At 31.4% G+C, this 15,417-nt stretch carries 14 protein-coding genes and 3 tRNA genes; all 17 read right to left on the reverse strand.

What is annotated here, in order from left to right; translation table 11 throughout:
* Nucleotides 1–113 precede the first annotated feature (113 nt).
* Nucleotides 114–398: a hypothetical protein gene (locus tag K292_RS0103705; RefSeq protein ID WP_156900457.1), complete on the reverse strand. Its 285-nt coding sequence runs from the start codon at nucleotides 396–398 to the stop codon at nucleotides 114–116.
* A 28-nt stretch (nucleotides 399–426) separates the two neighbouring features.
* Nucleotides 427–1,272 carry a HipA domain-containing protein gene (locus K292_RS0103710; RefSeq protein ID WP_027398698.1) on the reverse strand — a complete coding sequence of 282 codons (846 nt, stop codon included), beginning with the start codon at nucleotides 1,270–1,272 and terminating at the stop codon, nucleotides 427–429.
* Nucleotides 1,273–1,779: 507 nt separating this feature from the next.
* A complete protein-coding gene (locus K292_RS0103715; RefSeq protein WP_027398699.1) occupies nucleotides 1,780–4,812 on the reverse strand; it encodes a type I restriction endonuclease subunit R in 3,033 nt (1,010 codons plus the stop codon).
* A gap of 112 nt (nucleotides 4,813–4,924) precedes the next feature.
* Nucleotides 4,925–5,749, reverse strand: coding sequence for a GIY-YIG nuclease family protein (locus K292_RS0103720; RefSeq protein WP_027398700.1), 825 nt, complete (start codon nucleotides 5,747–5,749; stop codon nucleotides 4,925–4,927).
* 29 nt (nucleotides 5,750–5,778) lie between these two features.
* Nucleotides 5,779–6,039 carry a hypothetical protein gene (locus K292_RS0103725; RefSeq protein ID WP_027398701.1) on the reverse strand — a complete coding sequence of 87 codons (261 nt, stop codon included), beginning with the start codon at nucleotides 6,037–6,039 and terminating at the stop codon, nucleotides 5,779–5,781.
* 269 nt (nucleotides 6,040–6,308) lie between these two features.
* On the reverse strand, nucleotides 6,309–6,869 hold the full coding sequence (locus K292_RS0103730; RefSeq protein ID WP_027398702.1) for a restriction endonuclease: 561 nt from the start codon (nucleotides 6,867–6,869) through the stop codon (nucleotides 6,309–6,311).
* A gap of 177 nt (nucleotides 6,870–7,046) precedes the next feature.
* Entirely contained in the window at nucleotides 7,047–7,235 is a 189-nt protein-coding gene (locus K292_RS0103735; protein ID WP_027398703.1) for a hypothetical protein, read from the reverse strand.
* A gap of 95 nt (nucleotides 7,236–7,330) precedes the next feature.
* A complete protein-coding gene (locus tag K292_RS0103740; RefSeq protein WP_051280270.1) occupies nucleotides 7,331–8,149 on the reverse strand; it encodes a DUF2971 domain-containing protein in 819 nt (272 codons plus the stop codon).
* A gap of 185 nt (nucleotides 8,150–8,334) precedes the next feature.
* On the reverse strand, nucleotides 8,335–9,300 hold the full coding sequence (locus K292_RS0103745; RefSeq protein ID WP_027398705.1) for a toll/interleukin-1 receptor domain-containing protein: 966 nt from the start codon (nucleotides 9,298–9,300) through the stop codon (nucleotides 8,335–8,337).
* A gap of 91 nt (nucleotides 9,301–9,391) precedes the next feature.
* Nucleotides 9,392–10,567, reverse strand: coding sequence for a restriction endonuclease subunit S (locus K292_RS17685; protein ID WP_051280272.1), 1,176 nt, complete (start codon nucleotides 10,565–10,567; stop codon nucleotides 9,392–9,394).
* 59 nt (nucleotides 10,568–10,626) lie between these two features.
* Nucleotides 10,627–12,141 (reverse strand): class I SAM-dependent DNA methyltransferase, encoded by a 1,515-nt coding sequence (locus tag K292_RS0103760; RefSeq protein ID WP_027398706.1) that lies wholly within the window; start codon nucleotides 12,139–12,141, stop codon nucleotides 10,627–10,629.
* A 409-nt stretch (nucleotides 12,142–12,550) separates the two neighbouring features.
* Nucleotides 12,551–13,339 carry a hypothetical protein gene (locus tag K292_RS15880; RefSeq protein WP_051280274.1) on the reverse strand — a complete coding sequence of 263 codons (789 nt, stop codon included), beginning with the start codon at nucleotides 13,337–13,339 and terminating at the stop codon, nucleotides 12,551–12,553.
* The gene (locus K292_RS0103770; RefSeq protein WP_027398707.1) at nucleotides 13,317–13,904 is read right to left on the reverse strand and encodes an RNA polymerase sigma factor; all 588 of its coding nucleotides are present in this window, start codon (nucleotides 13,902–13,904) and stop codon (nucleotides 13,317–13,319) included. The genes K292_RS15880 and K292_RS0103770 overlap by 23 nt, the downstream gene beginning before the upstream one ends.
* 473 nt (nucleotides 13,905–14,377) lie before the next feature.
* A tRNA-Met gene (locus K292_RS0103775) sits at nucleotides 14,378–14,453 on the reverse strand.
* Nucleotides 14,454–14,463: 10 nt separating this feature from the next.
* Nucleotides 14,464–14,552: transfer RNA gene (locus K292_RS0103780), tRNA-Leu, on the reverse strand.
* Between the two features lie 3 nt (nucleotides 14,553–14,555).
* Nucleotides 14,556–14,630: transfer RNA gene (locus K292_RS0103785), tRNA-Asn, on the reverse strand.
* Nucleotides 14,631–14,840: 210 nt separating this feature from the next.
* Nucleotides 14,841–15,416: an indolepyruvate oxidoreductase subunit beta gene (locus tag K292_RS0103790; protein WP_027398708.1), complete on the reverse strand. Its 576-nt coding sequence runs from the start codon at nucleotides 15,414–15,416 to the stop codon at nucleotides 14,841–14,843.
* Nucleotide 15,417: the final 1 nt, after the last annotated feature.

Here is a 15,417-nt window from a genome sequence, read left to right on the forward strand (position 1 = left end):
TTATTTTATCTTACTTTAGTAGAAATGATTGACGTTGTAGTCAAATGCATACTATTTCTTGCTTCACTTTTTAACGCTGACAGCATCTTATCACTTCTAGCAAAATACTATACTTACCGCTTAGCTGGTCTTATAGTACATCTGTCATTCCCATTTCTTCCATTTACCGCTTTATACATATTCCACTCAGAATATTCCTTCAAGTTTAATCCTTTTAGTACTTCATCTAAATTCTCTCTATCTTTTGGAATAACAGTATTTTTAATATATCTCTTCACCATGGCATCGTCTGCCCTATGGTTAATTTTACCAATTCCAAACAATCTTCTTGGATAGTTGTTTGCATTTTTTTCGAGTAATGCTTCAAAACGATCTGTTGAAGCATTATACGTAATCATCCCAATTTTCTGTTCCTTCCACAACAAATCATATTTTTCTAACATATTCTATCCTCCATTTCAAGAACTGAACAACTGATGTCCACCATTCTTTAGGCACTTCCTTATTCATTAGTTTATGCTCTTCCTTAATATTATTATACTCCATTTTTACTTCTTCTACAATATATACAAGTTGTTCCTCTGAGATTCCTAAGTTTATAAAATCTTCTAAGTTATTTCTTTCTTTAATTTTTTGAATATAGGTTTCAATATATGAGAATCTGTCATTATAGAAACTTGCATTACATACACAATTTTTAGCTTCTCTCTTGAAATCCTCACACATTTTGGGAACTGCATCATACAGCATGGAATATCCATTATCATATATTGGAGATAAACTACCTTCATCTGCTTCACTATATATCCACGCAATATTTTGATTATGCCTATCTTCATTCATAATGATATAATCAAAAATCATAAGTGACCATAACTTCTCATTTTCTGTCGGTATCTTCTTGTTTTTTATTAAATCTTCTATAGAGACATTTTCATTGATATCGTATACTTCAGCAAAATCCTTAAGTTCAAGTAGTTCACTATCCTTTACAAAATCAGGTGAAATAGAAACTAGACTCACATATTCTTTATCGGTTTTTTTAAATTTAGCTACACCTAATCGTTGCTCCGCAATGTTAAGCCCTAAAAGTACCCCTAACTTATATGCAATTACTTCTATTATTGGTTCTATTCCTAATGCATCCATTCCTCTTACTTTCAGTCTTGCTGCTTTTATATACTCACCATTTACAAACCATTTTGTCAGTTTCCCTTTTATCATTTCGTTTGGTCTGTCATTATCAATAAAATTAAAATATTGATATTTCATACAGCATACTCCTTATTAGAATGCTTTTATATGATACGCATTCCTACTCTTTGGTATCCAATAATTATGTTATATTATACAAAAAAGAATAAAAATAGTCCACATCAAAAATAATATTCTGTAAATTTTATACATATTTTAAATTTTATTACATTATTGTAGAAGCAATAAAATGTGATATTATGTAATTTCATCATCAGTGATTTTATTATAAAATATTTTACCATAAAAAGGTATTATTTAGATAAATGACTAATCTATATTCTTTAACCTCTTTTCCCAACTTTTCATGACACGAAGACCAATTAACAGAAATCAAAGCTTTATTCCCCCAAAGGTTTTTGACAATTTATCATTAAGGGACTCTTTACCATACTCGATTTTAAAAATCAAATCAGCAATCATTTGCTCTAACTGAATAAGTTTATTTTTAATATCTTGTATTTCATGGCTATATTTTTTGCTAATATCAACTTTCTTTTCAACCCTTTTTCTTCTCTCTCTCTCCTACATTTCCATCTGACTACTCATCAATTCAGCCTGCTTAATTACAGTGTCTATAGCACCTTGAGCTTTTTCTGGTGGATACTTGTATTTTCTAAGTAATCTCTTTACCATAACACGCATAGCCGCTCTCGCAGATTCTTTCTTATCCCAGTCAATGGTTCTATTCCTTATAATCATTTCTGTAAGCTCATGCGCCATTTCTATTAGCACAGAATCCTGCATTTCCTTTAAGACTTGTGGGTCTGCAACTAGTGCATCATAGAAAGCATATTCTTCTACGGATAATCCTTTTTCTTCCCCAGCATTATAAGAATCCACCATTTCTTGAGATAAATTTAATAATTGTTCAATGACTTCCGCACTAGTAATCAAACGATTATTATATTTTTTTAGTACCTGCTTCATCTTTTCAGAAAATAATTCCGCTTTTACAACTCCAGTTCTACTAAAAACTTTTATGTTATCTTCTAATAGTTTCCTTAACATTTCAGCAGCAATATTCTTATGTTTCATATTTCGTATATTCTGCATATACTCATCAGACAATATAGAAATTTCTGGATTCTTCTTTCCAGCCTGCTCAAAGATGTTAATAACACCTTCTTGCTTAATTGCCTGCTCTAAAATTTTCTCTATTCTTGAATTTATTTCATTTGTTGTAAGACCTGTTCCCGGAGTTACTTTACATACTCCTGCTTTAACTCCCTTAAAATATTCAATTTCCATTTTAAGTTCATCAGATAACATACTTCTACATAAGGTTTCCGCCTGACTAAGCGCTGTTGCCTCTCTTATGAAAATCTTCTTTTCTTCTTCCTCATGTCCTAAAACATATTCTACACCATCTAAGATAATATCTAAACGTGCTTTATTTGAAGATCCGAAGAATGGATTATAATCAAATCCATAAAAGAAGTCTCTCATGATTTCCAACTTTTCTAATGCAATATTTAATGCCTTACTCAAATCTGGAACTTTATCTTTATCACGATTTGTATATTGATTTAACGTATTTTTTAATTCAGCAGCCATTCCGATATAGTCTACGATTAATCCTGCTTCCTTATCTTTATATACACGATTAACTCTTGCGATTGCCTGCATTAAATTATGCCCCTTCATAGGCTTGTCCACATACATTGTAGTCATAGACGGTACATCAAAGCCTGTAAGCCACATATCAACTACAATTGCGATCTTAAATACACTATGTATATTCTTAAATTCTATTGCAAGCTGCTTTCTATATTCCTTATTGCCTATCATATCGTGCCATTCTTCATTGTCCTTGTTACTCTCTGTTAACACAACTTTGACCTTTTCTTTCCATTCTGGTCTTTTATTTAGAATAGTTTTATATAAATTAATGGCTATTCTTCTGGTCATACAGACAATCATTGCTTTTCCTGTAAGAACATATTGCCTATCTTCATAATGAGCTATGATATCATCTGCAAGCATATCAAGTCTTTGTGATGAACCTATTATTGTTTCAAGAGTTGATAGATCTTGTTTTGATTTTTCTATTGCCTGAGCCTTCGTTTGACCGTCCTCACTCATAGCTTTATATTCAGCATCTATTTGTTTTAAAACAGATTCATCTAAACTTAACTTAGCTGTTCTGTTTTCATAATAAATAGGAACTGTAGCACCATCTTCAACTGCCTGTGTCATATCATAAATGTCAATATAATCACCGAAAACTTCTACTGTGGATTTATCATCCATAGCAATTGGTGTTCCTGTAAAACCAATAAAGGTTGCATTAGGCAAGGCATCTCTCATATTCTTTGCATATCCATACTTCCATTCCCCAGTTGCTTTATCTAATTTAGCATCTAACCCATATTGGGAACGATGTGCTTCATCTGCAAGAAATATAACATTTTTACGATCAGTTAATACCTCTGAACCTTCTTCAAATTTCTGAATTGTGGTGAAGACGATTCCCCCAGCATTTACTGATAATAGTTCCTTCAAATTTATCCTATCTTTTGCCTGCTTTGGTTCCTGCCTTAGAAGTAATTTTGATGAAGATACAAAGGTTGAGAATAATTGATTGTCCAAATCATTCCTATCCGTAAGTACAACAATAGTGGGATTGTGAAACTCTGGATCACTCACAATGATTCCAGTATAAAATACCATTGAAAGGCTCTTACCACTACCTTGCGTATGCCACACAACACCCACTTTTTTATCATTATTCATTAAAGCCTTTTTTGTTCGTTCTACTGCTTTTGTAACAGCAAAATATTGATGGTATCCTGCTACAATTTTAACTGTACTACCTTCTATATCTTGAAAGACAATAAAATTACGAATAATATCCAATAAACGTTTCTTTTCAAAAACTCCATCTAGTAACACACCGATTGGATTAAATTCTTTTTCAGGGGATTCACCATTTCTAGATTTCCAAGTCATATACCTTGTAAAATCAGCAGTAATTGTTCCCATACTTGCATTTATACCATCAGAAATAACATTAAATGCATTATATTGAAATAAGCTAGGTATATCTAATTGATAGTTTTTCACTTGCTTATATGCATTCTCTATTGTGGCATCCTCTTTTACTGCACTTTTTAGTTCAAAAAGTACCATAGGGATTCCATTTATAAAAATCAAAATATCAGGTCTTTTATTTTTATATTCAATAATGGTATATTGATTGATTACCTTAAAATCATTAAGTTCTGGATTATCAAAATCAATCAGCTTAACTTGAAAGGTTTTATTGTCGGTACCTTTTTTATATGGAATCAATACACCTTCAATCAGCATTTTATGAAAGGACGCATTAATATCTGCCAATTTCACTAAACCAATATTCTTAATTTGTTTATATGCTTCCTCAGCAATATCCATTGTAATACCTTTATTAATACGAAACATTGCATCATAAAAGTAAGACTCTAATATCACTTCATGATAATCACGTTCCATATCTGGTGCATATAAATGTTCATAACCTTTGGTTTCAAGCTCTTCTATTAAAGCCTGCTCTAAAGTATCTTCTGTAAATGGCATTAATTACGCTCCTTTCATGTTTTAATCCTAAATTAACTTACTAGCTTATAACCAAATTAAAATATAACCGCTATGTATAAATAAACATAATGGAAAGTCTAACATAAGCCATTTATTTGCCTCGTATCTCATCTAGCCCTTTAAAAAACTTCCAACCATTTTCAGATAATCCTGTAATCAAATCAGCAGGGGCAGAAGGTGACTTAAATGCCAAATTTACTTGAGTTATAAACTTTCCATCTAACTCTTTTTCATTTTCTAAGTAACTATCTATTACTGAATTTCCTCTAATATAATGTCTCTTGTCTTTCCATTCTTTCGTTGATTCTGGAGGCCTTTTAATTTCGCTTCCTGCCGCTAATATAAATTTACCGTCTTTAATAAACAATTTAGCATTATGCTTTGTTGGTGGATAATAGTATTTAATTAGTTCATCTACATTCTCTTGCTCGTCAATATCAATCCCTTCTGCACTTAGTAGAAACTCAATTTGATTAATAAATGCTTCAAGATTGGGAAAATCATAAACACTAACATTTGGCTTATTAAGCCTTAAATCTTTATTTGTTAATAAATAACTGCTTTTCTTAAATCGTTGTATAAACTCATACTCCAAATAATCAATTGACAGCTTATCAAAGCTGTTATTGTCTGTGACAAATAAAATAGCATATGACCAAAAGTCTTTAGCCCTAACATGTTCTTCAATTCTTTGTATACCGTTTACAGATTGCCCAACATAAACAAGGTCTTCATCTTCATTGTCATTGAACAGAAAGTAGATAGCATAGTTCATCGAATTTGGTAATTCATAAACTTGCTTATAACTTTCTCGCGTAAAATAAAACGCCTTAATTTGATTTGTACGATCTTGGTACATTTTTAAATTTGCTGCATTTATTGCATCTGGATATAAATATGTTATTGTTTTCTGCATAATTCCTCCCTAACATAATTCAAGCCTAATCAAATCCCAATTTCGCTTACTATCTTATAACCAAATGATTTATGCATTAACACATAGTTTGCAATAATATAATCAGTAATAACCCCTTTAGGCTTGGAAATATCTGCAATTACTTCATATACTGAATATATATATTGATTTAATCTATTTGTGAAATTATATTCAATCATATTTTCATTTACAATTTTTTCTTGAATGCAATTCATTATGTTCTTATCTAAAAAACCATACCCATTCTGTTTATTATACTTATCTGACATGATGTCCCCCATATTTTATTAAATGTTAAATTTTCTATTATGACTATCGTTTAAACCTAAAAATCACAATCCCAATTTAGCTTACTATCTTATAAGCACGTTAAAATATAACAGTTATGCATTATGAATTAGGAGATTGATTTTGAATTAGTTTTATTGTATCTAGAATCTAATGACTTTTCTCATACAATGAATACTCATCCGCCTCTACAATAATGCTATTTTTAAAAGCTCATATAGAAATTCAAAGTTCTTAGTTATTTAGCGGTTTACTTACAGTTTTCTAAATACTTTTTTAGTGATAAGTTTTTACTTGATAGATAAGAACAGTTTATTCCAACCCCTGTACTTGATTGCATAACTCCAATATACGGATAACCATCGTTGTACGGTATTCGATGATCATTCATAATTACATTTAATTGAGCTCGCATTGCATATTGTTCACCTGCATCAGTTAGCTGAATTAATGCAATACCATGTTTTGAAGCGTATTTAATAGCGCCAGATTGAAAATTTGAAGATGATATTAATATACCTTTATTTGCACCGCAAGCACGAATTTTATCATATAGAACTTGAACTTTTTCTCTTGAAATGCTCGATTTATAGTGTTTACACTCAATAATAGTTTTGTATGTTACTCCCATTAAGCAAAACTCAATATACCCATCTATCTGGTAATTTCCGTCATCAACTTCTATTATCTTGTTATGCTGAATTTTGTAATTATTCAAATCTTTTACTTGCTGATTTAATACTTGCAAAGAATACTTTTCAAAGTCTGTAGGACTCATATCAAGAACTGATTCATATGTTGGTATAAACATGACTTTTACCTTTCTTCACATAAAATTAATAAGAACTTCTGAAATTATATTTCTATATTACATTCTACCTTCTTTATAAATTTAGCTGTACTTTTTATAATAGATCACACCATGCTGAACATATCATTATTGTTATAATTAAACCTGAGCGAATCATCAAATCCCAATTTTAACTTACTATAGTCTAAAATACAGTGTTTGGTATATTGCTTGTTCTAATGCCCAAAGAGCCGTTTCTTCGCTATCACCATGTTTTCTGATTTCTTGCCCATTAACAAATATACTTGCCCATACTACATTTTTTTCATATTTATAGTTTACCTTGTACTTTATTCCAGATTTTAAGTCCTCAACAAATTCTTTCATAAATCCTCCTTATGTATTTATTAGTTCCAATTTTACTTGATATCTTATAGCTAAGTTAAAATATAACGGCTAAGCATTAAAAAGGCTCTTAATATTTATAATTCATGTAACTCCAAATCAAAGAATTTTGAGTTAGAGGTTCTCAACTTATAAATAGGAATATTTATATTTTCAAACTTATCCTTCACATCATTAATTTTACTTTTATCAAAATTTATCCCTAAATAAATTGCTATTGGCTTTACTGGGCAGTTATCTAGTCCTGCTATAAATGGCTCTTGATCTGTTTCCCTTGTAGAAATAATTCTCCATTCCTTTTCATAAGACCAACTACTATGCTTTAAGTTCATCAGAAAGAAAAGGAGTTTAATTCTCATGTCGTATTTACTGCTAAATGCCATTTTAAAAAGGTTTGTTATATTATAGCGTTTTGTCTCATAACCAACGGGAAATAGGCCTTTTACAAGTGTATTATCATAATCTAAAATAGTGAAATCATACTCAACGCAAAAACCTGTATGATTTTTAGCATAATGAGCCCACATAGGCATACTATAGAGTTCTTCAGAAAAACAAGTGATTTTAATATTGTCCCGCATAGAAGATATAGAACCATTAACAATATCATTAATAGAATCGTATTGCTTAATCTTTTCTTCAGATAAATAAGATTTCAAAAAATCCTCTATTTCTTGAAAGTCCCAATAAACACCTCTACTATCAAATGGATCATTCATATCTTTTGGTAGAGAAAACCATAACTTATTATTTAAAACCATTGATACTCTATTTTCTTCAAAAGGTTGAAATTTATATAATTTTGAAGGGATATTATTATATTTCAATTGATACGCACATTTATAATCTCCATTAAAGTATAAATCAACGAATCGTTTAAACCATTCTATTTCCATACTTGTTCTCTCCACAAATTGCTTTCATCAGCTTTATATTATTATCCTAGTCGAAAGCAGAACGAATCATCATATCCCAATTTGCCTATTTCTGGTAGGGTTCGCTGTACTTGGCTAAACTGCAGTTCTGAAATTATATTTTATAGATTTCGACAGTAAACTTTAATGCTAATAACTCAACCTTCTTAATACTTTAATCCTTGAACGACATTATCTTTCCATATTGTCTCAGCTATTTCTTTTGGTTCTTTTGATTTTCTACCACTAAATGCCATTGTAAGTCCAGATAGCTCTAGTTCATTACTTGAATTAACTTCACAACTAATCATTTCATTAAAACTATTTGAACTCCCTTGTGTAAAGCGAGTTCCATATGACAACACTATTTGAGTAGTACTCCCAAACATATCATGTAACCTCATATGAATGCCCGTTTTGATGTCTCGATTAATATAAAAATATATCATTTTTTCAGTAGGAGTATCTACAATAACATCAAAAGAAAAATTCGAATTTTTCCCCTTAGTCATTTTTGATAATTGAGTAAACACATTCCATATTTCCTGCATTTTAGTAGCTAAGAATCCTTCTTTGTCAGTTTTGTTATACTCTGCTAGATTAGGTATTAATGCTTCTCTAGCTCTTTCTAGATTTCCTTTAACTCTCTTTGGGATTAGCTCAGGCACTTCTGCAACTGGTGGTAGTTCGTGCATATTAACTTCTCTAATCTTGTAAATCAACTCAGATATCTTGTCAAAGTATAATCCATCATCAGAAAAATCTATCGAATAATAACTCTTCAAGTGAAATGGCAAGGTAACAGAAATACTACTTTTATGCCTACTTATAAAGATTAGCTTGTCTGAATTGCTTTTTAAGATAGGAATACTAAGGAGAGTTTCAAAACCAACTCCTCCAAGATTCTGATCTGCCTTTTCTGCATATTTTTCAGTTAATACCATGACAACTTTATCATTATCTTTAAATCCTTCAATCATCATCCTGTCTAGATTTACAGTTCCAGATTGAGTGATAGCTTTATCCAAAGTGGCACTAATTCCTGCTCTTCTTAAATCAGCAACTAAACCTAAGACCCATTCTTCATGCTCCATGCTATCCCAACTATAACTAACAAATACTTTCGTGCTCATAATACCTCCCGTCTACATTACAGACTAATTTAGTTTCTCATTATTCCAACTAGTCCAAACCTAACCAATCATCAAATCCCAATTTTGTTTACTAAACTTCTAATTCTATTTCTGATATGTCCATATCCCCTAACATTAATTTAGGTAATAAACAATCTCTTATATCTACTAATGCCTTTTGTTCTCTAGACAACAATTCAATTTGGTTAATAATTGGTAATGCTATTTCTAAAAATTCATCTAGCTCAGCTTGAGTTGGGATATAAATATCCATTCCAGAAATAATTTTTGTAGTTAAACTTCCACGAGTACTAGTTCCATCAGATAAGATTCGCATTTCCTTATATCGTTGAATCAAATTAGCAAAAACATAAATTTGAGCACTTAATGTTCCTGTTATTGCAATTACCGATTGATTGATATAAGTGTCTAGTAACAACAAAGAAGTCTGCCCTCTCGTAAAACCTTGACCTGCTGAAGCTATAACAACATCATATTTATGGGCTAATTTTGTTGATGAATTATCTGCTCCCAGTTGAGTAATATACTTTTCAGTGCCTATTATAAATCTATCTCTTGTTTCTCCCGAAGAAAGCCAATTTAGTTCTCCATTCCAAAACTCTTGTTTCTTTGTAGAAGGGGTTCCACCACTATAAACACGTTCACATATTTCTGATATTTTTCCACTCTTTTCATAATCAGCAAATTTCATATTAAACAAATTTACTATGAGCTGCTCTAAATTATCATTTAGTTTATTATTTAATTCTATTTTTTCATCTAACGATGATAAAATATTAACAGTTTTTTGTTGAGTTTGAATATCTGGTATATTTATTTCCATTGCTAATATATCAGTTTTTTTAATACTTGGCTGTGAGCTTCCTCGATTAAAATTTAATAACTCCTGATAAATATTTTTTAAATAATAATATAAATATCTTTGAAGTAATTTACTTTTATCTGTTCTAAATGCGATTGTATTCTGAATTATTACTACTGTTTTAGACGGAGCCAATGAAACGTTGGCAATTCCATTTCCTACAAGTGTCATCAATACATCATCTTTTTCTAGATATGTTCTCAAAAACTTGAGATATGTTACTTCATCAATATAACGCTTTACCTCATTTAAATTAGGGTATAAATCACCTTTTATTAAATAATTATCAATAACAGGATGCTTTTCTTTCAAGTAATAATTCTTAGGATTTTTTCCTCTATTATCAATTATATCTGTTATACACTCCTGTAAAATATACTTCATTAATATTCCTTTCAATAGTAAGCTAAATGATGATTTAGCTTACTAATATATCATCAATCTTATATTTCAAATCCAATACTGCCTAATGCTTTACGGATCTTTTCCTCTAGCTCTCTGGATTCTTTAAATTGCTGACTTATTTCACTTGTCAGCTTTTCCATCTTTTCTTCAAAAGGAATTCCATCATCTTCTACTTCTTCAATACCTACATATCTTCCTGGTGTCAATACATAATCATTTTCAGATATGTCATCAATTGACGCTACTTTACAAAAGCCTTGTATATCTTCATACCCATTATTATTTCTCCACTTATGGTATATCTCAGCAATCTTTTGAATATCATCTTCACTTAACTCTTTTACTCTACGGTCAATCATATATCCAAGGTTTCTGGCATCAATAAAGAGAACTTTATTCTTTGTATTTTCATTCTTACCTTTTCTCATAATCCAAAGGCAAACAGGAATACCTGTAGAATAGAATAGTTGTCCAGGCATAGCTACAATGCATTCTACTACATCACCTTCTAGCATATTCTTTCTAATATTTCCCTCATTTGAGGTATTCGAACTTAAGGAGCCATTCGCTAAAACTGTTCCGCATACTCCACCATTGGGATTTAAATGATGAAGCATATGCTGTAGCCACGCATAATTTGCGTTACCTGTAGGAGGCATTCCATATTTCCAACGTACATCTTCCTGAATCTTGTCTCCACCCCAATCAGAAACATTAAAAGGTGGATTTGCTAATATATAATCCGCTTTGAGAGTTTTATGTAAGTCCTCATGAAAAGAATCTGCATTATGGCTACCTAAATCAGCCTCAATTTGTCTTAACGCAAGATTCATCTTTGCTAACTTCCATGTTGTAGGATTAAATTCCTGTCCATATACGGAAATATCTCTTACATTGCCTTGATGCTCTTTTATAAACTTTGCTGATTGACAAAACATTCCGCCAGAACCGCACGCAGGGTCAAAGATTCTTCCTTTATACGGTTCTAAAATTTCAACTAACGTGCGAACAACGCAAGAAGGAGTATAGAATTCTCCCCCCAACTTACCTTCTGCACTTGCAAATTTTCCAAGAAAATATTCATAAACTCTTCCAAGTACATCTCTTTCTTGTGCTAGAGTGGTTCCCACGTCTACATTGGTAAACAATGTAACCAATTCCCCTAGTCTGGTCTTATCTAATTCAGGTCTAGAATAGTTTTTATTTAGAATTCCTTTTAATGATGAATTTGCCTTTTCTAGAACCTCCATTGCAGTATCAATAACTTTTCCTATATCCGGTGAAGTTGCATAAGAAGCAATGATATTCCATCTTGCTTCATATGGCACATAAAAAATATTGTCCATTGTATATTCATCTTTATCTTCTTCAAAACCCGAACCTTCACGAACTAGTATTTCATATTTATCATTAAATGAATCAGAAACATATTTCAAAAATATAAGTCCCAATACAACATGCTTATATTCAGATGCATCCATACTTCCCCTTAATTTATCAGCTGCTAACCATAATTTATCTTCAAAGCCCACATTTGTTGTTCCTAATGCCATTTGTATTCTCCTTATCTTTTTTCGACATATACATTTAAATTATACACCTAATTGCCAATAATTCCAAATTTGTAGTAATTTTTTTGGATCAAACAGAAAAAGATTTCTCTTGAATTTCATTAGATTGTTTGACAATTCTAATTGCTTAAGCTGTTTTTCTTGTAATGTTTATTTTTATATAAAGCATCCTTTAAAAAAATATTGAAGTAATCTCACCAAAACTTCGGTGTTTACTCTAACATTTATTATATAGACTATTTTTTTGATACAAATCACCGTAAACCATGACCTGTTTTTATGCAAGGAAAAACGCTTCCAGAAAACTCTGAAAGCGTTGCACTTCTTGGTTGCGGGAAGAGGTCTTGAACCTCTGGCCTTTGGGTTCTTTCCCCAAATTTACATGAAATTTTTATTTATTTATTATTTCATTAGCCATATTAGTAAGTATGGTTTTATCTACTTTATCGTCTGAGTTTATCAAAGAATAGGACATACCATCTTCTTCCCACGAAATCTGCTGCATATGATTTATTTCAACTTTTTCTGAACCATATGAGAATATATATTTTCCACTTTCTTCATCAGACTTATCCTGCTCAGTCATTACATAATCGGGTGGAACAAATTTATATAATTCGCTAGAATATTTTCCTTCTATATCAGAAGTAAGCTTTATAGTTTCTCCTGCCGCTTCGCCATCTTCAGATTCTGGTAAAATACCATCTTCTACTAAAAGACTTACAGTTGAATTTCCATTCTTATAGTTGAAATTGGCAGTTTTTACTGTCATCGCTGCACTTCCATCTTCTGTTTCTGCAGCTTCTTCTCCTACTCCACCTTTATAAAACTTGTAACCCCCTGTGATTTCATTTACATACTTTGGAACAAATCCTGCTTCCTTTTTTACTTCCTTCTCACTCGGAAACTCTGTAAAGGTGTTATTTGTAGAATGACTGGTATAACTAACAATTTTTACTGCCGCGAAACATGTCATTGTTGTGAATGCTAATATCAGACATGCTATTAAAATTCCTCTAGTTTTTTTAATTGATTTTATATTCATATAATTTACCCCCATATTTTTACTTTTTATCTTTCTATTAATTTGCAGAAACATATCCTCTGAAGGACAAATTTTATCCGCCTCTGCATATATTGCTGTTCTTAGTCTATTTTCAAATTCTTTCGGTGATTTCATTATATTTTCCCTCCATTTTATAGATATCGTTACACTCGATACTTTTTTTCAGATTTTTCCTAGCTGAATGGAGCCTTGATTTTACTGTCCCCTCAAAGCATCCCATGATTTGAGCAATTTCCGATACGGAGAAATTATTATAATAATAGAGAAGTATAGTAGTTTTTTTCTTTATTTCCAAATGTTCTACCGCTTCCATCAAGCATTTAGATTCTTCTTTATCAATAATTTCTCCTTCTACTAAATGAATATCTTCTGTTTCTGCAAATTCAAATATGTTATCAACCGGTACAGATACTTTTTCCTTCGCAGACATCTTCCATGCAAGCCTTGTTAACATTCTGAAAAACCAGGTTTTAAAACTCATCGGGTCTTTCAATTCTGCAATCTTAAAATAACATAGTATAAAAGCCTCTTGTACGATATCATCTGCTAACGCTCTGTTGTTTGTAATTAAATAAGCTGTTCTTACTGCTTTAGCTTTATACATATCAAATAAGTCCTCAAAAGATGACTTATCACCTTTCTGCAGTCTCATAACAAGTTCTGCACTATTGTCTATCATTTATTATCTCCTTTCCGTGTACACATATATAAGAGACTTTAAACCTGAAATTGGTTCACTAAAAAGTAAAAATATTAAAAAATATTTCTGAAGAAGCATTTTAAATGCAGTCTATAATAATAATTAAGTTTAGATTATATTTCCCTCCTATGGTGTTTAGCAACTTCATTTTACAGGAGATTTTCATTTTATGCTTTTCTTTTTTGTATTTAAAAAAATGTTGAAGTAACCTGCCCAATATATAGGTGGTTACACCAACATTTATTATAGAGTCTAAAAAGCTGAGAGTAACAATTAATTATCACTCTCAGCATCAACTTTATTTATTTTCATCATGTTACCCAAGTATTTGACACAGAACCATTTTAATTTGCATAGCTTACCTTTTTTCCAGTTGTAGTCAAATCCTTTCTACAGGTAAATATACAAAAACTGAAAAACCCTGAACTCTTTCGAATTCAGGATTTTGTTCATGGTTGCGGGAAGAGGACTTGAACCTCTGACCTTTGGGTTATGAGCCCAACGAGCTACCAACTGCTCCATCCCGCGATATTTAAGTTGGTGCCGGAGACCGGGGTCGAACCGGTACGATCGGTAAGGATCGCAGGATTTTAAGTCCTGTGCGTCTGCCAATTCCGCCACTCCGGCATTTGGCTCCAAGGGTGGGGCTCGAACCCACAGCCTATCGGTTAACAGCCGAGTGCTCCACCATTGAGCTACCTTGGAATACCATGTCGCCATTACTGACGACAAGATTTATTATACAACATCTTTATTAGATATGTCAACATTATTTTTTATTTTTTTTTAATTTTTATTAAATTATTTATATTTTTTACTTCGCTATAAAAATATAATACAAAATTGCATGATTTACAATAGTAAATTTAAAATTTTTCTAATAAATATTATTATATGTAGTATTTCAATCTAAGCTTAAACTTGCTCGCTGCCCATTCTAAAAGCTTTAATATTTATATCTTCAAAACCTTTTTTCACATTTTTTCTAATAACAGCTTCCCAGTCTATTCCCTCTATTTTCATAGCCTTTATAAGAGCTCCTAAAAGGACAATATTCATAGTTTTGCTATTGCCTACCTTCTCTGCTATTTTACCAGCCTCAAATACTGAAATATCCACCTTAGAAGCTAACTCTTCTAAGATTCCTTTAGGATATTCTACAGCACCCATAAGAATAGGCACAGATGGAATTTCAAAATCATTGATAACCATTTTACCGCCATCTTTTAAATATTCAACCCATCTCAATGCTTCCATCTTTTCAAATGCAACAATAATGTCAGCCTCACCTTTTCCAACTATGGGAGAATAAACCTTTTCACCAAATCTTATTTGAGTACTTACATTTCCTCCTCTTTGAGACATTCCATGTATTTCTGACATTTTAACATCGTATCCGGACTCTATTAAGCCCTCTGATAAAATTTTACTTGCTAAAATGGTTCCCTGTCCACCAACTCCAACTAAAAGTATATTCTTAACTTGACTCATT

This window comes from Anaerovorax odorimutans DSM 5092 (assembly GCF_000426305.1).
GTDB lineage: Bacteria > Bacillota > Clostridia > Peptostreptococcales > Anaerovoracaceae > Anaerovorax > Anaerovorax odorimutans.

Bases quoted from the DNA above. Each gene is read 5' to 3' on its own strand.
- K292_RS0103705 (WP_156900457.1), bottom strand. From the start codon at position 398: ATGATTACGTATAATGCTTCAACAGATCGTTTTGAAGCATTACTCGAA.
- K292_RS0103710 (WP_027398698.1), bottom strand. From the start codon at position 1,272: ATGAAATATCAATATTTTAATTTTATTGATAATGACAGACCAAACGAA.
- K292_RS0103715 (WP_027398699.1), bottom strand. From the start codon at position 4,812: ATGCCATTTACAGAAGATACTTTAGAGCAGGCTTTAATAGAAGAGCTT.
- K292_RS0103720 (WP_027398700.1), bottom strand. From the start codon at position 5,749: ATGCAGAAAACAATAACATATTTATATCCAGATGCAATAAATGCAGCA.
- K292_RS0103725 (WP_027398701.1), bottom strand. From the start codon at position 6,039: ATGTCAGATAAGTATAATAAACAGAATGGGTATGGTTTTTTAGATAAG.
- K292_RS0103730 (WP_027398702.1), bottom strand. From the start codon at position 6,869: ATGTTTATACCAACATATGAATCAGTTCTTGATATGAGTCCTACAGAC.
- K292_RS0103735 (WP_027398703.1), bottom strand. From the start codon at position 7,235: ATGAAAGAATTTGTTGAGGACTTAAAATCTGGAATAAAGTACAAGGTA.
- K292_RS0103740 (WP_051280270.1), bottom strand. From the start codon at position 8,149: ATGGAAATAGAATGGTTTAAACGATTCGTTGATTTATACTTTAATGGA.
- K292_RS0103745 (WP_027398705.1), bottom strand. From the start codon at position 9,300: ATGAGCACGAAAGTATTTGTTAGTTATAGTTGGGATAGCATGGAGCAT.
- K292_RS17685 (WP_051280272.1), bottom strand. From the start codon at position 10,567: ATGAAGTATATTTTACAGGAGTGTATAACAGATATAATTGATAATAGA.
- K292_RS0103760 (WP_027398706.1), bottom strand. From the start codon at position 12,141: ATGGCATTAGGAACAACAAATGTGGGCTTTGAAGATAAATTATGGTTA.
- K292_RS15880 (WP_051280274.1), bottom strand. From the start codon at position 13,339: ATGAAATCACCGAAAGAATTTGAAAATAGACTAAGAACAGCAATATAT.
- K292_RS0103770 (WP_027398707.1), bottom strand. From the start codon at position 13,904: ATGATAGACAATAGTGCAGAACTTGTTATGAGACTGCAGAAAGGTGAT.
- K292_RS0103790 (WP_027398708.1), bottom strand. From the start codon at position 15,416: ATGAGTCAAGTTAAGAATATACTTTTAGTTGGAGTTGGTGGACAGGGA.